The 21,799-nt window shown below is 36.5% G+C and carries 22 protein-coding genes; 13 read left to right on the plus strand and 9 right to left on the minus strand.

The features are described 5' to 3' along the window. Nucleotides 1-139 precede the first annotated feature (139 nt). Entirely contained in the window at nt 140-808 is a 669-nt protein-coding gene (locus tag HCO57_RS03720; protein WP_167987896.1) for an NAD-dependent epimerase/dehydratase family protein, read from the plus strand. On the opposite strand, the gene HCO57_RS03725 is transcribed toward HCO57_RS03720, so the two are convergent. The 5 genes from HCO57_RS03725 to HCO57_RS03745 all read right to left on the minus strand — a co-directional run bounded on the left by HCO57_RS03725 (nt 805) and on the right by HCO57_RS03745 (nt 5,347). Beyond that, nucleotides 805-1,983 (minus strand): PQQ-dependent sugar dehydrogenase, encoded by a 1,179-nt coding sequence (locus HCO57_RS03725; RefSeq protein ID WP_167987897.1) that lies wholly within the window; start codon nt 1,981-1,983, stop codon nt 805-807. The genes HCO57_RS03720 and HCO57_RS03725 overlap by 4 nt on opposite strands. A gap of 126 nt (nt 1,984-2,109) precedes the next feature. Beyond that, complete coding sequence (locus HCO57_RS03730; RefSeq protein WP_167987898.1) at nt 2,110-3,165, minus strand: NAD(P)-dependent alcohol dehydrogenase; 1,056 nt, start codon at nt 3,163-3,165, stop codon at nt 2,110-2,112. 23 nt (nt 3,166-3,188) lie between these two features. Beyond that, the gene (locus HCO57_RS03735; RefSeq protein WP_167987899.1) at nt 3,189-4,304 is read right to left on the minus strand and encodes an alkene reductase; all 1,116 of its coding nucleotides are present in this window, start codon (nt 4,302-4,304) and stop codon (nt 3,189-3,191) included. 92 nt (nt 4,305-4,396) lie between these two features. Then, nucleotides 4,397-4,978: a Crp/Fnr family transcriptional regulator gene (locus HCO57_RS03740; RefSeq protein WP_167987900.1), complete on the minus strand. Its 582-nt coding sequence runs from the start codon at nt 4,976-4,978 to the stop codon at nt 4,397-4,399. A 51-nt stretch (nt 4,979-5,029) separates the two neighbouring features. Next, nucleotides 5,030-5,347: a hypothetical protein gene (locus HCO57_RS03745; RefSeq protein ID WP_167987901.1), complete on the minus strand. Its 318-nt coding sequence runs from the start codon at nt 5,345-5,347 to the stop codon at nt 5,030-5,032. 189 nt (nt 5,348-5,536) lie between these two features. Here HCO57_RS03745 and hpf point away from each other — a divergent pair, with 189 nt between their 5' ends. Continuing rightward, nucleotides 5,537-5,842, plus strand: a complete 306-nt coding sequence (hpf, locus tag HCO57_RS03750; protein ID WP_136949837.1) for a ribosome hibernation-promoting factor, HPF/YfiA family — start codon at nt 5,537-5,539, stop codon at nt 5,840-5,842. Between the two features lie 56 nt (nt 5,843-5,898). Here the strand turns inward: hpf and HCO57_RS03755 are convergent, their stop codons facing one another. Both HCO57_RS03755 and HCO57_RS03760 read right to left on the minus strand, forming a co-directional pair. Continuing rightward, nucleotides 5,899-6,591, minus strand: coding sequence for an OmpA family protein (locus HCO57_RS03755; protein ID WP_167987902.1), 693 nt, complete (start codon nt 6,589-6,591; stop codon nt 5,899-5,901). Nucleotides 6,592-6,595: 4 nt separating this feature from the next. Continuing rightward, entirely contained in the window at nt 6,596-7,078 is a 483-nt protein-coding gene (locus HCO57_RS03760; RefSeq protein ID WP_167987903.1) for a lipocalin family protein, read from the minus strand. A 250-nt stretch (nt 7,079-7,328) separates the two neighbouring features. Between HCO57_RS03760 and HCO57_RS03765 the strand changes: the two genes are divergently transcribed. The 6 genes from HCO57_RS03765 (at nt 7,329) to HCO57_RS03790 (ending at nt 13,485) form a co-directional block, all read left to right on the plus strand. After that, nucleotides 7,329-8,279, plus strand: a complete 951-nt coding sequence (locus tag HCO57_RS03765; protein WP_167987904.1) for an isopenicillin N synthase family dioxygenase — start codon at nt 7,329-7,331, stop codon at nt 8,277-8,279. Nucleotides 8,280-8,281: 2 nt separating this feature from the next. Continuing rightward, nucleotides 8,282-8,614: a translation initiation factor gene (locus HCO57_RS03770; protein ID WP_167987905.1), complete on the plus strand. Its 333-nt coding sequence runs from the start codon at nt 8,282-8,284 to the stop codon at nt 8,612-8,614. Nucleotides 8,615-8,750: 136 nt separating this feature from the next. Further along, nucleotides 8,751-9,683, plus strand: coding sequence for a DUF1835 domain-containing protein (locus HCO57_RS03775; protein ID WP_167987906.1), 933 nt, complete (start codon nt 8,751-8,753; stop codon nt 9,681-9,683). Nucleotides 9,684-9,692: 9 nt separating this feature from the next. Continuing rightward, nucleotides 9,693-10,559 (plus strand): nucleoside phosphorylase, encoded by an 867-nt coding sequence (locus HCO57_RS03780; RefSeq protein WP_167987907.1) that lies wholly within the window; start codon nt 9,693-9,695, stop codon nt 10,557-10,559. Between the two features lie 54 nt (nt 10,560-10,613). Further along, nucleotides 10,614-12,647, plus strand: a complete 2,034-nt coding sequence (gene ppk1, locus HCO57_RS03785; protein ID WP_167987908.1) for a polyphosphate kinase 1 — start codon at nt 10,614-10,616, stop codon at nt 12,645-12,647. Continuing rightward, a complete protein-coding gene (locus HCO57_RS03790) occupies nt 12,634-13,485 on the plus strand; it encodes a substrate-binding domain-containing protein (RefSeq protein ID WP_167987909.1) in 852 nt (283 codons plus the stop codon). Before ppk1 ends, HCO57_RS03790 begins: the two co-directional genes overlap by 14 nt. On the opposite strand, the gene HCO57_RS03795 is transcribed toward HCO57_RS03790, so the two are convergent. Continuing rightward, entirely contained in the window at nt 13,482-13,877 is a 396-nt protein-coding gene (locus tag HCO57_RS03795) for a response regulator (protein WP_167987910.1), read from the minus strand. The two genes, HCO57_RS03790 and HCO57_RS03795, sit on opposite strands and share 4 nt — an antisense overlap. A 98-nt stretch (nt 13,878-13,975) precedes the next feature. Next, nucleotides 13,976-14,641 (minus strand): uracil-DNA glycosylase, encoded by a 666-nt coding sequence (gene ung / locus HCO57_RS03800; RefSeq protein ID WP_167987911.1) that lies wholly within the window; start codon nt 14,639-14,641, stop codon nt 13,976-13,978. 108 nt (nt 14,642-14,749) lie between these two features. Here ung and HCO57_RS16730 point away from each other — a divergent pair, with 108 nt between their 5' ends. The 5 genes from HCO57_RS16730 to HCO57_RS03825 all read left to right on the plus strand — a co-directional run bounded on the left by HCO57_RS16730 (nt 14,750) and on the right by HCO57_RS03825 (nt 21,626). Further along, a complete protein-coding gene (locus HCO57_RS16730; protein ID WP_167987912.1) occupies nt 14,750-15,787 on the plus strand; it encodes a dipeptide epimerase in 1,038 nt (345 codons plus the stop codon). Nucleotides 15,788-15,812: 25 nt separating this feature from the next. Next, complete coding sequence (locus tag HCO57_RS03810; protein WP_245167530.1) at nt 15,813-16,844, plus strand: DUF1611 domain-containing protein; 1,032 nt, start codon at nt 15,813-15,815, stop codon at nt 16,842-16,844. 66 nt (nt 16,845-16,910) lie between these two features. Continuing rightward, nucleotides 16,911-19,082: an endonuclease MutS2 gene (locus HCO57_RS03815; RefSeq protein WP_167987913.1), complete on the plus strand. Its 2,172-nt coding sequence runs from the start codon at nt 16,911-16,913 to the stop codon at nt 19,080-19,082. A 4-nt stretch (nt 19,083-19,086) separates the two neighbouring features. Continuing rightward, nucleotides 19,087-19,491, plus strand: a complete 405-nt coding sequence (locus HCO57_RS03820; RefSeq protein ID WP_167987914.1) for a thiol-disulfide oxidoreductase DCC family protein — start codon at nt 19,087-19,089, stop codon at nt 19,489-19,491. A 107-nt stretch (nt 19,492-19,598) separates the two neighbouring features. After that, entirely contained in the window at nt 19,599-21,626 is a 2,028-nt protein-coding gene (locus HCO57_RS03825; protein WP_167987915.1) for a DUF4139 domain-containing protein, read from the plus strand. Nucleotides 21,627-21,799 lie beyond the last annotated feature (173 nt).

The raw sequence follows: 21,799 nt of genomic DNA on the forward strand, positions 1-21,799 counted from the left end.
TTATTTGCTCTTTGACCACTTTAAATTTATCCTTAACCCATTTCCTATTTACGTAATTAGTTTTTTTATTTCTGTTAAAAAGGCTTGTAGATTAAATGCGCTATCCGTACTTTGAAATTGAAGTTAATCCAAAAAAATAATGAAAGTAATTATTACAGGGGCTACAGGAATGGTTGGTAAAGCAGTGCTTTTAGAGGCCGTAAAAGACACTAAGGTAACTGCCATTTTATTACTTAGCAGACGTACTATTGGACAATCTTACCCAAAAGTTTCTGAAGTGTTACATCAAGATTTTACAGATTTCTCTACAATAGCATCACAGTTAAAGGGATTTGACTTTTGTTGTCATTGTATGGGGGTATCTTCTGCTGGAAAGTCAGAAAAAGAATTTACCCATTATACCTATACCATGACCAAAGCTTTAGCAGATGCATTGTTTGTATACAATCCTAATATGGTCTTTACCTATGTTAGTGGGCAAGGTACTGATAGCTCAGAAAAAGGACGCATTATGTGGGCTCGTGTAAAAGGCAAAACCGAGAATTATTTACTTGGTAAAGGATTCAAAGATGCTTATATGTTTAGGCCTGGAATAATTTTACCAGAAAAAGGTATTCGTTCCAGCACCAAACTATACCACTGGTTTTATGTAATAGCAAAACCTATATTCCCAATTCTAGAAAAGCTTAAAAGTGTAACTACGACCACAAAAATAGGTAAGGCTATGTTAAATATTTATATCAATCCACAACCTAATAAACATTTAGAAGGTGAAGAAATAAATACCGCTGCAACCCTACAAAATTAAGCTTGTTCTTCTAGATAAATACGGTAAACAGCGTCCCCATAATCATCCGAAATTAGTAAAGAACCATCTTTTAAGAATAGCATATCTACAGGTCTACCCCATCTTGTTTGGTTTTTATGATTTAACCAGCCTTCTATAAAAGGCTCATACTTGACGGCCTTATCCCCTTCTAGTGTTACCTTAGTTATACGGTAACCCGATTTTTCACTTCGATTCCAGCTGCCATGTTCTGCAATTAGTATTTGCTTTTGGTATTTTTCTGGAAACATTGCTCCTTCTACAAATTTGACCGCTAATGGCGCAACATGGGCTCCAAGATTTTGTACTGGTGGCACAAACTCATCACAAGAACGCTTTGCTCCAAATTCTGGGTCTGCAATAGTACCGCCATGACAAAATGGATAGCCAAAATGAGCACCAATTTCTGTGACTTTATTTAATTCACAAGGAGGGATATCATCCCCCATCATATCTCTACCATTATCTGTAAACCACAGTTGGTCTGTATCTGGGTGCCAAGTGAACCCAACGGTATTACGCACCCCACGTGCCACAATCTCTCTATTACTTCCATCCAGGTCCATACGAGTGATGGTTGCGAACCGTTCGTCTTTATCTGTATCATCACAAATATTACATGGTGCACCTACGGGTACATATAACTTATCATCAGGACCAAAGGCTATATACTTCCACCCGTGATGAAATTTATCTGGATAATCGTCATAAATCACAACTGGTTTGGGTGGGTTATCTAAACGCTCTTCTATATTATCGTAACGCAGCAACCTATTTACTTCTGCCACATACAATGCACCGTTTTTAAAAGCGATGCCATTAGGCACTTCTAAGGTGGTGTCTAAAACTATGGTTCTGTCTGCAACAAAATCATTATCACTATCTATTACAGCATATAATTTATTCTCTGTACGGGTACCCACAAATAAAGTGCCATTATCCCCCATTGCCATAGAACGTGCGCCATCTAAATTTTCTACAAAAGTGTGTACTTTAAAACCTTCTGGCATCACCAAACTATCTAAAGGTAAACTTGAGGTGTAAACTGGCTTTTCTTCCACAGCTACCTCTGTAGCTTTTTTATTTTGATTTTTACAGGCAAAGCTTGAGGCTAGTAATGCTACTATGGTTAATAGCTTAAAATTTTTTAGAAACATGTTCTCTGTATTAAATGTGGTTTTCAAATATAATTAATCTTCAAAAGGATAACTCATTAATTTACCAAACAAAAAAACGGCCCTTATAAAAAGGACCGTTTCCCATCAATCAAAAAGTAGAATCACCTAATTTTTAAGTGATTCCATATCTATCACAAAACGATATTTAACATCTGCCTTTATTACACGTTCAAAGGCGTTGTTTACATCTTGCATATTAACCATTTCTACATCTGCTGTAATGTTATGCTCTCCACAAAAATCTAACATCTCTTGTGTTTCTTTAATACCACCGATTAAAGACCCTGCAATACGTTTTCTACCTCTAATTAAACCAGCACCGTTAACAGCTTCTAATGGTTCTACTGCACCAACCATAACCATAGTAGCATCTATTTTTAATAGAGAAAGATATGGGTTAACATCATGCCCTACCGGGACTGTGTTTAAAATAAAATCAAAACTATTTGCATGTGCTTTCATAGCCTCAGCATCTTTGCTAATTAGCACCTCATGTGCGCCTAATGTTTTGGCATCTTCTGCTTTTGCTGGCGATGTGGTTATCATAACTACATGCGCTCCTAGAGCATTGGCAAACTTAACCCCCATATGGCCCAGGCCTCCCAGACCAATAATCCCTACTTTATCCCCCTTTTTCACTTTCCAGTGACTTAAAGGAGACCATGTGGTAATACCCGCACATAAAAGTGGTGCGGCACCCTTGGCATCTATATTCTCTGGCACCTTTAACACAAAATCTTGTTGCACCGTTACGCCTGTGGAATAACCTCCATACGTGTACCCTCCTAAATGTTTATCTGGGCTATTATAGGTGTAAATTGTTCCATTTTCACAAAATTGCTCTAAGTGATTATGACAAGAAGGACAATCTTGACAAGAATCTACCATACAACCTACTCCTACTAAATCACCTTCTTTAAATTTGGTAACATTAGCTCCTGTGGCAACCACTCGGCCAATAATTTCATGTCCTGGAACTACAGGGTATTTAGAATTTTTCCAGTCGTTACGTACTTGGTGAATATCACTATGGCAAATGCCACAGTATAAAATATCTATTTTTACATCTTCTGCGCCCGTTGCTCTTCTCTCTATATGCATAGGTTCCAATGCCGCTGTGTTACTGCTTGCACCGTACGCTTTATGTGTTTCTGTATTCATATATAATTTTTAATATACGTGTTTTACGCTTCTTGTTTTTCCTCTTTATATGTTGGATAATCTAAGTAACCCTCTTTTCCTTGAGTGTAAAAAGTATCCTTATCCCAATCTGCCAATGCTATATTATGTTTAAATCTATCTACTAAATCTGGATTACTGATATAAGGTTTACCAAAGGCAACCATATCTGCCTCTCCTGTCTCAATAACTTCATTTCCTTTTTCTTGGTCAAATCCGGCATTAATAATTAGGTTACCGCTATATATCGGCCTAAAATGTTTGGCAATCTGTGTCACCGCAAAAGGTACATCAGAAACATCTGTGAACGGTTCTGATAAATGCACATAAGCCAAGTTGTATTTACTCAATCTATTAATAATATACTCAAAAGTAGGTATGGTTTCTTCGTCAACAGACATTCCCATCATACCATGCATAGAAGGATTAAAACGTACTCCTATCTTGGATGCAGGCATTACACTTTTTACCGCCTCTAAAACTTCAAAAAAGAATCTTACTCTATTTTCTATACTACCGCCATACTCATCTGTTCTTACATTAGAGCATTTGTTGAAAAATTGATGGAAAAGGTAGCCGTTGGATGAATGTATTTCCACACCATCAAAACCAGCCAACATAGCATTTTCAGCTGCCTTTTTAAAATCAGATATCGTTTTATCTATATCTTCTTTTGTCATTGCCTTTGGTGTTACAGTATCCTTAAAACCTTCTGGAGTATACACTTGTGCTTCTGGATTAATAGCAGATGGCGCTAAAGGCAATTGACCTTCGTGAAAGTCTGGATGAGAAATACGCCCTACGTGCCACAATTGAATAAAAATTTTACCTCCATTTTCATGTACCCCTGTAGTAACTTTTCTCCAACCATTTACCTGCTCTTGAGTAAAAATACCTGGTGTAAATACGTATCCTATAGCCTCTTTAGAAACGGGAGAACCCTCCGTAATAATTAGACCGGCACCAGAACGTTGTTTGTAATAGGGTACGTGTAAATCCGCTGTTGGTTTAAGTTCGGGGTTATCTGCTCTACTCCTTGTCATAGGAGCCATGACCACTCTATTATTTAAATAGAGTCCGTTTTGCTTTAAAGGTTGTAAAAGAGGTTGTGTATTTTTCATAGTAGCGCTTTTTTTTGATGTTTTGCTCAAGTTGGCAATCGTTTCAAAATTAGATAGACGCTATACGATAAATATTGACCTACATCAATAACTTAATGGGTAGTCGTTAATTTTTTCCTAATTCTACTTAGACTCTCTGCAGAGATACCTAGATAATTAGCTATTTGATAATTGGGAACTCTCTTTTCTATGGTAGGATACCGTTGGCAGAACTCCTCATAACGCTCCTGGGCAGATTTTTCTAAGGTACTTAAAACACGTCCTTGCTGCGTTATAAAACCTCTTGTAACTAAAATCCTAAAATACCGTTCAAATAAAGGTGCTTCTTGGTAGACTTCTTCCAAATCTTTATAACTAATGGCTAATAATTCTGCTGGTTCAAGTGCTTCTACATATAATTTAGAAGGCTTATGGTTATAAAAGGCATCAAAATCGCCAATCCACCAATCTTCTATAGCAAATTGAATAATATGTTTATGCCCTTTCTTATCTAAATAATAAGAAGTTAGACAACCCTTTACCACAAAATACTCGTGGTCTGTATATTGCCCTGGGTGAATTATATTTGATTTTTTAGGAAAGTTTAGTGTCTTAAACTTAGTACAAAAAAAAGCCATCTCCTCCGCAGTAGGGGAAATAATACGGGATACATGCGCTTTTAATCCTTGGTACATGTGGTAAAATTGCTCATTATTTTAAACCTATACCAAAGATTTTATTTTTTTTTAATGATGTGAATCTAAAATGTACGCCGCTACCTTTTGTTCTAAAACATTAAATTTTTTTAAAGACGCTTTTACTTTGTCTAAGGCAGGGTGAAAATGTAGATTTTGATTTTGCAACTCGTTAAACAATAACATCTGTTCCTTGGCAAGATTTTTAAAACCAGATTTGATGTCTTGTAATTTTACAAATCCATCATAATTCTTAGGTTCAAATTGATACGAGTTTAATTTACGTACCATGCGCAAAACACATCTGTGGTTTCGCTCTAATCTCATGACCAATTGGTCTGTGTCATTCATCGTGGCAGAAGTATTCATAACGGCTTAGTTTTAAGAGAGTCATCTAAGTAATAAATTTAAGAAATATCTTACATTTATTTAAATGATAAATATCATATTTTAAAACTTTAACACACCCTACCTTGCATTTATAAATAAACTAACAATGCACTAACAGCATTTTTACATTTGAATAGATAGCTTTAGGTTTAACTTAAAAAAAAGTATATGAACATTACATTTGAATATCATGACATTAAAGCAAGTGAAAGATTAGAAGAACTTATCACTAAAAAATTAGAGCATTTACAAGAGAAATTCGATTTTATTGTACAAGCTCAAGTTTTCTTAAAGCATGAGAACACCTCGTCACCATTAACAGGCAAAATATGCGGTATTCAGTTAAGTGTTCCTGGACCTAGATTGTTTGCAGAGGCAAGCGAAGAAAATTATGAGAATGCTATACATAAAACAATCCATGAATTGGATAAGCAGTTGAGTAAGAAAAAAGAAAAGATGAAAGCACATTATTAAAATATAGAAAAGCCCGGTTTATACCGGGCTTTTTTAATATTTAGAAAGGCTTTTCCTTATCCTTTTGTTTGCTGCATAGCCTCTTGCTTTAAGGCATCACTCGCCACAATTGCCAACTCAACTCTCCTATTTTTAGCTTTCCCTTCTGCGGTATCGTTGGTGGCTCTTGGTTGGGTTTCCCCATACCACTTGGTAGTAAATCTAGATGAACTTATACCTGTGGCAACTAAATAGTCAGTCACGGAGCTAGCTCTTTTCTGAGACAGTTGCATATTGTAATCTTCTGCACCAGCACTATCTGTATGGCCCTCTACTAAAATGTTGGTATCTGGATACTCTTTTAAAATTTCCGCCAATTTATTTAAAGTAGTGGCTGCATCTCCTTTAACATCAGATTTGTTCGTGTCAAAATAAACACCAGCATCTTGCGTAAATGTTACATTAATACCTTCACCAACTCGTTCTACCTCTGCACCTGGAATTTCCTCTTCAATACGTTCTGCTTGTCTATCCATACGGTCGCCAATGTATCCACCTGCAGCACCACCTACCACAGCACCAATTATAGCACCTAATGCAGTATTACCTTTACCTACATTATTACCAATTACACCGCCTATGGCAGCGCCTCCTGAGGCACCAATCACCGCACCTTTTTGTTTGTTATTTGCATTCTTTACTGTACTACAACTTGCCAAAATTGAGAAAGCCATAAGTATAGTAGCTAATTTTACGTTTATCTTTTTCATTGTACTATTGTTTATTAAAATTGTATACTACAGTAACGGGTTCACCATCTACACTGACTCTAGATTTAAGCGTCATATTTTGCTCAGTTAGATTTGCAATATCTAATCGGTATCCTAAACCTCCCGATACATCTTTATTTTTCTCATCTATGAATTTAAATTGCAATTGGCTCACACTATTAGTGGGCTCCACAATAGTCCATTTTATAAACCTATCACCACCTTGGCATAAGCTCCCACCTTGTATAGTATAGCGTCCAGTATTATTATTATCACGGAAAAACCACTGGCTTCCCTCAAAACAAATGTCTTTAGAATCATTGAATAATACCGATTTAAATGCTCCTTGATTACCTTCATAAGAAACATCACTCAATATCCAAGTACCGCTAAGTATGTTTTGCTGTTGTCTGGACGATTTGGATACTGAACAAGAAAAAAGCACTGTTACCATGAGTAACGCACTTAATAATTTAGCTGATTTCATAATAGTTTTTATTTGTTCCATGTATATACGCTTAGAAACGTATTTTAAGATTTACGTCACTGTTAACAAATGTTAAAGTCGTTGTACAGTCACCTGGCAAAGAAACTAAAGACCATAAAATAGTTTTAGTGCAATACATTCCATTCTTAGCTTTATTGGCTCACAACCCCATTCTAGCTTAGTTATTAACAGTTGGTAATACTAATGAACAACTTTGCTTATTTTTGATTTAACTAATAAAAATGAACACATGAGTGCTATTCCAAGCGTGGATTTAAGGGACTTCTTATCAGAAGAACCGAATAGAAAGGAGAAATTTATAAAGGAAATTGGTGCAGCTTTTGAAAATATTGGTTTTGTTGCGTTACGCGGACATTTCTTGTCCGATGATTTGGTAGAAGATTTGTACTCTGAAATTAAAAAGTTTTTTGCGCTACCACAAGAAGTAAAAGATAGTTACGAAATAGAAGGTATTGGTGGGCAACGTGGCTATACAAGCTTTGGTAAAGAACATGCTAAAGGTAAAAAAGAGGGCGATTTAAAAGAATTTTGGCATTTTGGGCAATACGTAGAAGATAATCCAAAATTAGAAGAAGAGTATCCTGTAAATGTTATGGTAAAGGAGTTGCCCAAGTTTAATACTGTTGGGAAAGAAACTTACCAAATGCTAGAGAAAACAGCAAAGTATGTACTTAGAGCCTTGGCTTTACATTTAGGTCTAAAAGAAACTTATTTTGATGATTATATAAAAAATGGTAACTCCATTCTACGTCCTATTCATTACCCCCCAATAAAAGAAGAACCTAAAAATGCAGTTAGAGCAGCCGCACATGGTGATATTAACCTAATTACACTCTTAATGGGTGCACATGGTAAGGGTTTGCAAGTAAAAGACCATGAAGGTAATTGGGTAGACGCTATTGCTCAAGAAGATGAATTAATGATTAATGTTGGGGATATGCTATCACGCTTATCTAACAATAAATTAAAATCTACTATCCACCAAGTAGTGAACCCGCCAAGAGAATTATGGGGAACCTCTAGATATTCTATTCCATTTTTTATGCATCCAGTGAGCGATATGCCTTTAAATTGTCTGGAAAACTGTATAGATGAAAATCATCCAAAACAATTTGAAGACATTACAGCTGGGGCCTATTTGCATGAACGTCTTATAGAATTAGGCTTAATTAAAAAGTAAGGATGGATTTACAGGACCAGTTAAAAAATCTTTTCCCAGACCACGAGCCAGAACTTGATAAAACAGAAGAGAAAAAGGAACATTCTGAATTTTGGATTCAGGATTCTCCTCTTATCTGTAAGTACGAAAAAAGAAAAGGTAAACCTATCACTATTATTGAAGGATATAACGGGGCTACTGACGATTTTAAAAAGTTAACCAAAGCGCTTAAGCAGTTACTCAGTGTAGGTGGCAGTCATAAAAATGACACCATTATTATACAAGGAGATTACCGCGATAAAATCATGACTTTTTTAAAGGAGAGTGGTTTCACCATAAAACGTGTTGGGGGCTAACCAAGCATTAACTACCCCTATCGATAAACTGTTAAATTTACCGACCAATGATCTATCTTTTGTGGCGTTTGTTTTGCTTTTCTTGCTGTAAGCCTTATTTTTAACAAGTCTAACCAACGAAAACTACTACCTAAAAATGAATTCTTTATTACACATTACAAACGGTGATGCCTTTACGGACCGTTTAAAATCCCTCCCATACAAAGGAGACATTATTACATGGAGAGAAATGCTTTGCGAAGGCAAAACTATCAGTACTGTGGGTAGTGAAACGTTTTGGAAAACGCGTTTTGAATTTTTAAACGAAAATTATAAAGTGAGTAAATCTTGGTTTATAGAAAAAACCTTAAAAGAATACCGCTCTCTTTGCAACCATAAACAACAAGACCAAATAGTACTTTGGTTTGAGTATGATTTGTTTTGCCAGATTAATATGTTAGCTGTAATTAGTTGGCTAAAAACGCACAGAAGACATGCAGAAATTTCCTTAGTATGTAGTGGCAAGGAAAAAGGGTCTAGTAAACTAATGGCGTTAAATGAACTGACCGATGAACGTCTGGCAGAATTATACGAAAACAGAAAAGTACTTACCCAAGACGATATAGAATTTGCAGACTATGTTTGGCAATTATATTGTAGTGACAATCCCATACGATTAGAAAATCTAGGGGACTTTGAAAATTACCAATTCACCTACCTTGCGGACGCTTTACAGATGCATTTACAGCGTTTTCCTTCTATTAGAAATGGATTAAACGCTTTAGAAAACAAGGTATTAAACACCGCAATAGAAGCAAAACCAAAATCCAAAAAAGCCTTTGTAGGTACACTTTTAAAAACCCAAGAAGGTTATGGTTTTGGAGACTCTCAATACGATAGAGTATTAACAAAACTAAAACCATTATTTTCCTCTTTTAACCCAGTAAGATTAACAAAAGTTGGCAAGGAAGTGCTAGCTAACCAAACCAATTTTTATGCAAATCTTAGAGAAGGGAACGATTATTTAGGTGGTGCGCTTAAATACAATTTTCTATACAATACAGAGAGCGAACGTATTCTTAAACTTTAATTATAGCGAATGCCCATAGCGGACTCGGAACTGATAATCAACCCAGACGGGAGTATCTATCATTTAAATTTAATGCCAGAAGACCTTGCGGAAACTATTATTACGGTAGGTGACCCTGATAGGGTGAGCATGGTTTCTGATTTTTTTGATACCGTAGAAATAAAAAAAGGTAAACGAGAATTTATTACCCATACTGGGTATTACAAGAACAAACGTATCTCTGTTATTTCTACAGGTATCGGAACAGATAACATAGATATTGTTTTTAATGAATTAGATGCTTTGGTAAACATAGATTTTGCTACCAGAGCTATTAAAGAACAGAAGACAGCCCTAACCATTATAAGAATTGGCACCTCTGGGGGCATACAACCCCATATTCCCATAGACAGCTTTTTAGTATCAACAAAAGCGGTTGGCTTAGATGGTTTAATGCACTTTTATGAGCACAATAACCTTAATGATTTAGCATTAGAACAAGCTTTAACCAGTCATTGTAATTGGCAAGAGTACGGAATAATCCCCTATGCTTACTCAGCAGCTCCTAAAACATTAGAACAGTTTAAAAGCGATACTATTTTTCAAGGGATTACCGTAACCAACGCCGGTTTCTACGCACCGCAAGGAAGACAACTTAGATTACGCCCTCAACTGAAAGATTTTCATTCTAAATTAAAGTCCTTTCAACTAGGTTCAGATTTAATTACCAATTTAGAAATGGAAACGGCGGGCATTTATGGCTTATCTAAATTACTAGGCCACAATGCATTATCTATGAATGCCATTTTAGCCAATAGAGCTACGGGAGAATTTTCTAACAAACCCACTGAAACGGTTGCGGAGCTTATTCAGTATTGTTTGAGTCAACTTACTTAACATTTGTATCATCTAAAAAAAGAGGCAAATACTTACTTTTGGTAAAATTTGTAGATGAAAGAAATGGCGCTAAAACATAGAGACCATAATTGGTTGTTTTTTAACGAACGTGTACTACTAGAAGCGCAATGCCAAGACACTCCGTTGTTAGAAAGATTAAAATTTTTAGCTATTTTCTCGTCTAATCTAGACGAATATTTTAAGGTGCGAATCTCGCAATTACGGCAATTAAAAAAGGTTGACAAATCACTAAGAAAAAAACTTGATTTAAAAGGAAATAAAACACTTAAAAGTATACTTGAACTCATAGCGGAGCAGCAAACCGTTTTTGGCAAAACCCTATCAGCGATAGTAGAGGAATTAAAAACTGAACAGGTTTTTATTCACACAGATAATACGCTATCCCAAAATCAATTGCAGTTTATTGATACTTATTTTGATAAAGAAGTTGCAAAGCATTGTGAGCAAATTGCTTTAGACAATCCTTCTAAGATAAAAGACGGACAACTGTATTTTGTTTGCCAAAATGAGGATGAAAAATTACACTTATTGAAAATTCCAAGTAACGAAGTTGGTCGTTTTGTTAGTTTACCTGGAGAAGGACATCACTATATGTTTATAGATGATGTAATCCGATTAAAATCCGCATCCTTGTCACTAATGCCAGTACAACAACTCTATGCCATCAAATTGTCTAGAGATGCTGAATTATATCTGGATGATGATTATACGGATATGGATTTAGTAGATAAAATTTACCAAAGTCTTGGACAACGTAAATCTGGCCAGCCAACCCGGTTGTTGTATGATGCTACCATGCCAACCACTTTAGTATCTCAACTAAAAGAACTTCTACAATTGGGCAAGGTAGATATGGTTAAAGGTGGTAAATATCATAATTTATCGGATTTTTTTTCTTTCCCCGCTCCGAAAGATAAACCCCACTTAGTATATGACCAGCGACCTCCCCTACCGCATTTTGCCTTATCTAGTTCTAATGATATCTTTAAAACCATTGCAGAGAAAGACCAAATTGTGCATTTTCCCTATCAGGATTTTAAGGTAATAGAAAAGTTTATTCAACAAGCTGCCAATGATTTAAAGGTGACCACCATTAAAATGTCGCTCTATCGCATTGCTAAAGAATCAGCATTAACAGACGCCCTTTTAACCGCTCTAAAAAATGGTAAAAAAGTACTTCTATTTGTAGAAGCACAAGCCCGTTTTGATGAGCAGAACAATATTAAATGGGGCCGTATTTTTGAAGAACACGGAGCAACAGTTCTATATAGTGTTCCCAACATTAAAGTGCATTCTAAAATAGCATTGGTAGAAAGAGCCGTTACAGAAGGACCTAAACGGTATGTTTATATTGGTACTGGGAACTTTAATGCTAAAACCGCTAAAATTTATTCGGACCACGGTTTATTCACTGCACATAAAAAAATTACCAAAGAACTAGCACAGGTATTTCAGGTGTTAGAACGGACATTAATCATACCCAAAAGCAAGCGGTTAATGATTAGTCCTTTCAATACAAGAAATAAATTTTTAGAGTTGATACAGCAAGAAATTCGTTTTGCAAAAGCTGGTAAGACTGCAAAAATTACGGCTAAGATGAATAGCTTGGAAGACCGCAAAATGATAAAAGCCATACAAGATGCAAGCGAAGCTGGTGTTAGCGTCCGGTTAATCGTAAGAGGATTTTGTAGACTAGTACCTAAAGCAGAGCATGAGTTAAAGCCCAATGAAAAACCTATTTATATCACCAGTATAATTGACAGATATTTAGAACATGGAAGAATTTACTTATTCCACAATGGAGGTGATGAACAAATGTTTATTGGCTCTGCCGATTGGATGACCCGAAATTTAGACCGCAGAATTGAAGTATTAACTCCAATTTTAGACCCAACAATTTTTACTGAATTAAAAGACATCCTAACTTTACAATTAAACGATACGGTAAAAGCACGTGTGCTAGACGCGGAAGATAATAACCACAAGGTCAAATCTAATCGCAATAACATCCGTTCCCAATATGCCATTTACGATTACCTAAAAGAAAAATACCATGCAAACAGTTAAAATTATAGGCGTACCAGAACATTTTAATTTACCCTGGCATTTGGCCATAGAAGATGGTGCTTTTGAAGAAAGAGGAATCGATTTACAATGGGAAGATATTCCAGAAGGTACAGGTAGAATGGCCAAGATGTTAGCCGATGAGCAGACAGACTTGGCAATTATTTTAACAGAAGGTTTGGTAAAAAGCATTACGGAAGGTAACAACTCTAAAATAGTGCAAATATATGTTGAAAGTCCACTTTTATGGGGTATACATGTGGCACATCATAGTTCTTTTACAAATCTATCAGAGTTAGAACACACCAAAGCAGCAATTAGTCGCTATGGTAGCGGAAGCCACTTAATGGCCTATGTAAACGCACAAAAGCAAGGTTGGGACACCACTAAACTTCAATTTGAAGTAATTAACAATCTAGAGGGCGCAGTCCAAGGATTACAAGAACAGCAGGCACACTATTTTATGTGGGAACATTTTACAACAAAACCATTAGTAGATAACAATACTTTTAGACGTTTGGGAGATTGCCCAACCCCGTGGCCGTGTTTTGTAATAGCTGCTACAACAAAATTCATTACTGAAAATGCTACCATCCTTAAGCATATTTTAGACGTTATTAATACCTATACTCAAGAATTTAAGAGTATTCCAAGCATTGATAGAACTCTGGCTAACAGATACGGGCAAAAATTAGAAGATATTACAAGCTGGTTAAGTAAAACTAAATGGAGTCAGCAACAATTAAGTGTAGAAACCTTACAAAAGGTGCAAAACACGTTACATCAACTAGAAATAATTGAAGAATTAAAAGATAAGGATTTGTTTTTGTACCAAGATTAAAAATGTTTGGTGAACATTTTTCTAAAAATTCGGTCAGACAAAGGTTTTTGAGCAATATCTCTAACATTTGGGTCCGCTAATGTACGCCTTACAGTCTCTTCATTTTCTAGAGCTGTTATCATGACTATGGTAATGTTCTCCTTAAACTTGGCATCAAAATATTCCTCATAAGAATTTAGAAAGTCCCAGCCATTCATCACAGGCATGTTGGTATCTAAAATTAACAAACACGGAAAATCTAATTGGTTGTTATCGGCGTTTCGTAAAAATTCCAAAGCTTCCAAACCGTTTACTACGGAATGGATTTCTATTGTAGAATCTATTTGCTTAATGAAGAATTTATTTAAAAAATTCGTGGTTTCATCATCATCTACCAATAAAACAGATTTCAATTTACCCACCTTTATATAGGAATTTTCTTAGTTGGTTGTAAGTTACAAACGTAATATTTTTCTGGATGTTTTTAAAAGAATCTATTTTTTTTTAGGTTCTACCAACTAATTTCTTCCTTATTTAGAACTGTTAAAAGTTCATTTGCTTTACTAAAATGCTTATTTCCAAACCAATAGCCTCGATTTGCGCTTAAAGGCGATGGGTGCCCAGAAGAAAGAATATGATGCTTATTTTGGTCTATTAGCTTAGATTTTTTCTTTGCGTAACCGCCCCATAACAGAAAAATTACACCTTCTCTCTTGTCAGATATGGTTTTGATTACAGCATCTGTGAACGTTTCCCATCCCTTTTTTTGGTGACTACCAGCTTCTCCCCTGCGCACGGTAAGTGTCGCATTGAGCAATAACACCCCTTGCTTTGCCCAAGATACTAGATTCCCAGAAGTAGGATACGGTTTGCCAACATCTTGTTCCAACTCTTTAAAAATATTGATTAAAGAAGGTGGGTGCGGTATTCCTTCATTTACAGAAAAACATAAGCCATGCGCTTGGTTAGGTCCGTGATAGGGATCTTGGCCTATTAATACCACCTTAACTTTGGGTAGTGGACAAAAATCAAAAGCCGCAAAAATATCTTTGCCTTGAGGATAACAGGTATTTTGTTGATATTCTTCTTTTACAAAAGCAGTTAACGCTTTAAAATAAGGGGCTTCAAATTCTTTTTTTAAAGCAGTCTTCCAGCTTTTTTCTATTGTAACTTCCATAGCAATGCATCCCTTTTAAAGGTCTTATGTTAAAGATGACATAAGATTGAACAATCAAACTTCAAATTTACCAATATCTACTACATTTAACTATTCAAACCACAAATGATGGAAGTACGATTCAAAATTGTTTACCTAAAAAAGAGATTTCCACTTAGGATAAGTAGAGGCGTGCGAGACGGACAATATAATCTCTACGTAGAAGTAGAAGATGATGGTTTTGTAGGCTTGGGCGAAACTTCCCCAGGAATATCAGAAGGCGCAGCTACCGCAGAGGAAGCACAATTACAATTAGAAAAATTTGTACAACAATCGTTTAACCCAGATGCTATTTACAATGTGTACGACCAAGCTTTGGAAGAAAATACAGCCCCATGTGCACTAGCAGCTTTAGACATGGCATTATGGGATTTAAAGGCAAAAAAAGCAGGTTTGCCGCTATATCAATTATTAGGGATTGCAAAACCAAAGGTAGCCACCTCCATTACGTTAGGGATTATGACTCCGGAAGAAGCTAAGGAACGTTTACCTATTATTTTAGAGCAAGATGGCATACGTACACTTAAAGTAAAATTAGGTAATCCTGAAGGTATAGAAGCTGACAAGGCTATGTATATAGCGGTTCTGAACTACAATAAAACATACCCCATAAGTATTAGAGTAGATGCCAACGGTGGTTGGTCTCCCAAGGATGCAAAACATATGATGCAATGGTTGGCAGAGCGCCACTGTGAATACGTAGAACAACCGTTACAAGAAGGGCTAGAATCTGAATTGCCCTATCTTTATAAAAACCGCCCCCTACCCATCTTTTTAGATGAATCTTGTCGCTTTGTGAGCTCCATTCCTAAATGGGCGCATACTGTAGATGGCGTTAATATGAAATTAATGAAATGCGGAGGCATTACAGGTGCGCTGCGAATTATCCATACTGCCCATGCCTTCGGATTAAAAACCATGATTGGTTGTATGGGAGAAAGTTCTATATCTATTGCTGCCGGTGCAGCGGTATCTGGCATGTTAGACCATATAGATCTTGACTCACATTTAAATTTAAATCCAGACCCTTGCTCGGGGGCTCCTCTAGTCAATCAAATAATAATGCCTTTATCCCTTCCGGGCCACGGGGGACATTTTAAAAGTTAAACTTAACCCTAAAATTTATTTGAAAATGTTTACTACCAATCAACCTTTATGCATCTTTATGGAAGGTGCTTTAGACAAAGATGCTGGTAAAATGGGCTACGGCCTCATGCGTTTTTCTAAACACCCTATAGTATGCATAATCGATTCAAATTTTGCTGGCAAATCGGTTAAAGAAAGCGTAGACCTACCCTATGATATCCCAGTAGTAGCTACGGTAACAGAAGCGTTAACTTATCAACCAGAAATTATGGTACTTGGTATAGCCCCTAGCGGTGGTAAATTTCCGGATGAATGGGACGCTCCAATAGCAGAAGCTTTACAAAGTGGTCTACACCTTATCAATGGGCTTCATGATGACTTGAATGCGCGTTTTGGCAGTCTCTTGACCACAAACACCATCTGGGATGTTCGTAAACCGAAAGCTCATTATCCTATCGCCTCTGGCAAGGCGTCAAAATTAAAAGCAAAGCGGGTGCTCATGGTCGGCACCGATATGGCTGCTGGCAAAATGACTGCAGGATTAGAACTTTATGCCGCTTTATTAGACAAAGGCGTAAAGGTAGGCTTTGTACCTACAGGGCAAATAGGAATCACATTGATGGGTAATGGTATTCCATTAGATGCAATAAAAGTAGACCAAGCGGCAGGCGCTGTAGAGGAGGCAGTATTAGAGCAATCGGATAAAGAAATCATCATAATAGAGGGGCAAGGTTCTTTAGCACACCCTGGTAGCACTGCTACTTTACCCCTATTACGTGGTTCGCAACCTACACATTTAATTTTGTGTCATAAGGCTGCTCATACCCATTTAAGGCCACCAGTAGAACACATCGCTATTCCTCCTTTAGACCAATTTGTACAGTTAAATGAAGCTGTTGCCCATGTTTGTGGAACGCTACAAGAAGCAAAAACAATCGGTATTGCATTAAATACGGTTGGATTAACAGAAGAAGAAGCACAACAAAAAATTAAGGATATTACTATTCTAACCAAATTACCCACAGTAGATACCGTTAGGTATGGTGCCAAACCTTTAGTTGAAGCTTTATTGGCATGAACCAAACCGGTAGCTAGCAAAGCAACTGATGCAAATACGCTATCTTTGCTGCGCTAGAAAAAGAATATGCAAGGCGTACAAACAAAAACATTACAAGACCTAGAATTCCCAACCGTTCTACAGCAACTAGCGGCACGTTGCACTACAGAAAAAGGTAAAGCAGCCGCGTTAACGGTTGTACCAATAGCAGACAAAGACCACCTATTGGCTACCCTAGGGAAAACATCAGAATACGTAGCTTCTTTTACCAACGAAAATCGAATTCCCAACCACGGATTTGATGCGGTAGATAAAGAGTTGCAATTGTTAGCTATAGAAAATACGGTTCTAGAGGTGCCTAGTTTTAGAAAAATTGCGCACTTATGTACTACCATAAGCTTACACAAGAAGTTCTTTAAAAAATTTAAAGAATACTACCCTTTGCTATTTGCGGGCATTGACCAGATAGAAGAAAATACGTTTATACCAAACGCTATTAATGATGTTGTAGACCGTTTTGGAGAGATAAAAGACAACGCTTCTGTAGAGCTTAAGCGAATCCGAATGGATATGAATGTGGTTCGCGGTAAAATAAACTCGAGTTTTGGTGCTGCTTTAAGTCGCTACCAAGGCATGGATTATTTGGATGAAATAAAAGAATCCATTGTAGAAAACAGAAGGGTTTTAGCCGTAAAAGCCATGTACCGAAGAAAGGTAAGGGGTACTGTAATGGGAAATTCTAAAACAGGAAGTATCGTTTACATTGTTCCAGAAGCCACACTGCAATACAGTACAGAACTTAGCAATTTAGAATACGAAGAAAAAGAAGAAATTAGACGCATACTTTTGGTTTTAACCAACACCATTAGACCCGAGGCAGTTTTAATAAAAACCTATCAGTATTTTTTAACCGAAATTGATTTAACTGCAGCTAAAGCGAAGTATGCTAATGAAATGAATGGTATTTTACCCATCATTAATGAAGAACGAACACTATATTTAAGGGACGCCTACCACCCACTACTCTACCTTAACAATAAAAACAAACAAGAAAAGACATGGCCGCAAACCATATCTTTAAGTCAAGACAATAGAATCATTGTAATTTCTGGACCTAACGCCGGCGGTAAAAGTATTACCCTTAAAACTATTGGTTTGCTACAACTTATGCTACAATCTGGATTTATGGTTCCGGTACACGAGCGCAGTAGCATGTGTTTGTTTGATAAAGTCCTAACAGATATCGGTGATAACCAATCCATTGAAAATCATTTAAGTACCTATAGCTATCGCTTAAAGAACATGAATCAATTTTTAAAGCGATGCAACTCACAAACTCTTTTTCTGATTGATGAGTTTGGAACAGGGTCGGACCCAGAACTAGGTGGTGCTTTGGCAGAATCGTTTTTAGAGGTGTTTTATGAAAGAGAGGCATTTGGGGTTATTACAACCCATTACGCTAATTTAAAACTATTGGCTAACGAATTACCGCATATGACCAATGCCAATATGCAATTTGACAATAAAACCTTAGAACCCACCTTTAAATTGATTATGGGTGAAGCGGGGAGCTCCTTTACGTTTGAGGTAGCCCAAAAAAATGGTATTCCATACAGTCTAATTAATAAAGCGAAAAAGAAAATTGACCGGGGCAAGGTGCGCTTTGACGCCACCATTTCCAAACTCCAGAAAGAGCGTTCTAAAATGTCTAAAACGGAATCCCGTTTACAGGATAAAGAAGCCAAAGCCAAGGAAGAAGCAGAACGACTTGAAAAACTAAATGCAAAAATCAAAAATAAGCTAGAAAATTACCAAGAATTGTACGATCATAATCAGCGTATGATTTATCTAGGTAACAAGCTTAACGATGCTGCCGAGCGTTATTTTCATGATAAAAAGAAACGTGCGCTCATATCTGAAATGCTCCGTATAGTGGAAACAGAAAATAGCAAGCGTAAAAAAGCGACCGCAAAAGAGGCCAAAGCAAAAAAGGCAATTAAAAAACAAACCGCTAACGAACTAGAGCAAAAAATTGTGAAGGTTCGTGAAGAGAAAAAAGAACAAAAAGCAAAGGCGGTTAAGCAAGAAAAGGCCAAGCCAAAAGCAATACTAAAACTAGGAGACCGCGTGCGTATGCAAGATGGTAAAGCTATGGGTACCATAGATACTTTAGAAAAAGGCAAAGCCGTGGTAAATTACGGCCTATTCACCACCAATGTAAGTGTGGACCAATTGGAGTTGGTTGAACGAAAAAAATAAGCAGATGGAAGCAAAAAAAATTATTCTTTTTGACGGCGTCTGCAACTTATGCAATGGCGCAGTGCAATTTATCATCAAACAGGATAAACGTTCTGTATTTAAATTCGCTTCGCTACAAAGTGAAATTGGTAAACAACTAACAAAAGAGCATGGAATAGATACAGAATTACTAGATTCCATCATCTTAATAGAGCCGGGCATTGCCTATTACAGCAAATCTACAGCTGCTTTGGAGATTATGAAATCTTTTGGAGGTATTTGGAACCTAACTCGTCTATTTACAGTACTTCCAGAAGGTTTTAGAGATATCGTATACGATTTTATCGCTAAGAATAGATATAAATGGTTTGGTAAAAAGGATGCCTGTATGATTCCAACACCCGAGTTACAATCCCGATTTTTAGATTAACTCATCCAAACCCAGTTTTCCCTCACGCTTAAGCACCACCTTACTCATTTTTGGTTTTAAAAGCCACTTACCACCATTAGGTTTAAGCAACTTTTAAATTACCAATCATGAAAAAACTATGCTTATTCCTATTTTTTATACCCATTGTTCTTTTTTCTCAAGAGCACGAATTACAATCAAATATTGACTCCGTAACCATTTATCTGAGTGGTGCCCAAGTACATCGTAACGTTAAATGTACCTTAAAAAAAGGTGCTAATGCGATTAGCATTAAAGGCGTATCCGCGGATTTGGATGAAAACACGCTACAAATTGTTGGTCTTAAACAAGCAGCTATACGAAGTATGAAATACGAAATCAATTATTTAGATACGGCAACAAAAAGTCCACAAATAGCTTCACTTTCCAATAAACTTGAACAATTTAAACAGGAGCAAGCTTATCTAGAAAACGCAAGTCAAGGTTTACAAGAAGAGGTAAAACTGATTGAATTGAACAGACGTATATCTGGTGACAATGAGAGTTTAGACCTTAATCGTTTAAAAGAAATAAGCGCCTATTACCGGGAAAGAACGCAGGCAATTTATAATGAAATCTATTCGAATTCTATTAAAACAAATAAATTAAAAGACAGCATTCAACTGTATACTAGTGAGCTGGTTAAATTACAAGGAAGTCCTAAAAAAGCAGTAGGCGAAATTAAGCTTATACTAGACTCGCCTATTACGTTAACTACCAATCTTAGTATTTCTTATCAGGTAGAAAGGGCTGGTTGGGTACCCACGTATGACGTTCGTTCTACAGGGATAGATAAACCCTTACAATTGATGTACAAAGCACATGTATACCAAAATACCGCAGAAGATTGGGAGAATGTAGAAATAACTTTAGCTACCAATAAACCCAGTAGCAACATTAGTAAACCAAAATTGGAAACCAAATATTTAAACTTTTCTAGTTCTTATACCAAAAAGTATAATTCTACCACTAGAAAAAACGGCTACAGCTACAATCCTATGGTAAAACGAGTGTTTGGCACTATTACAGACCCAGAAGGAGAACCGCTACCGGGAGTAGCTATAGTAATAGAAGGCACTAACCAAGGTACCCAAACTGATTTTGATGGGAACTACACCTTAGATATCCCTAATGGACGTAGCTTATCCTTTTCCTATATTGGATTTAAGCCTGTTGACCTACCCATCTATTCCTCTATCATGAATTTGCAATTAGAAGAAGATATACAAGCGTTAGACGAGGTAGTTGTTATGGGTTATGGAAATGCTGGCAGGGCATCCGGCGTACAAATAAGAGGAGCCAGCTCCATGCCACAAAAAATACAAACGCCCGAACCCTTGTATATTATTGACGGAATTCCGGTAGAAGGCTTTACCGAAGGAGATTTAGATGCCAGTGAAATTGCTTCTATAGAAACCTTAAGAAATGAAAATGCTATCGATTTGTATGGCTCTAGAGCCGCAGACGGTGTTATCATCATCAACACGCATAAAAGTAGTACCCAAACCGATGGAAAAAATACCGTTTTCCGCATTCCAAAATCGTATACGATTAAAAGTAAAATGGAAATAACCTCAGTAGACATCAACCTTTACCAGTTAAAAGCTACCTATCAGTATTTGGCGATTCCTGTAATTGATACCAATGTATTTTTAACGGCTTCTTTTACAGATTGGGAACAATTTAATCTTTTACCTGGAGAAGCTCACATCTATTTTGATGGTCGATACGAAGGGAAAACAGTGATAGACCCCTACCTAACCAAAAAAGAAATGACGGTTTCATTAGGGATAGACCACAACATTCAAATAGAACGTAATCAAGAACGCAACTTTAAATCCAAATCCTTTTCTGGCGGAACCAGATTGGTAGATAGAACATATAGAATCACTATAAAAAACAACAAAAATATACCCATCAATCTAAAAGTAATGGACCGTATTCCCCTATCTGAGAATAGAGATATTAAGGTAGATGATATAGTTACCGGGGATGCATCATACGATGCTAAAAAGGGAATTTTAAGCTGGAACAATTCCATAGAGGCCAAAGCCACCACAACCAACGAATTTAGTTTTAGGATTAAGTATCCAAAAGGGAAATTCATATCGCTATAAATCCATAAAATGCGCAATTTTAACACGTTAAACAAAATAAATAACATATTGTATTTCAAATTAATAAAAATCATCACTTAAATTAAAAAATAAGCAATTCAATTGAGTTCGTTTTTAGTGTGATTGGATTAAACTTAGCAAGATAATTGGCCTTACTTGCAATATGAATTCGA

It is taken from the genome of Croceivirga sp. JEA036, from assembly GCF_011882165.1.
Taxonomy (GTDB): domain Bacteria; phylum Bacteroidota; class Bacteroidia; order Flavobacteriales; family Flavobacteriaceae; genus Croceivirga.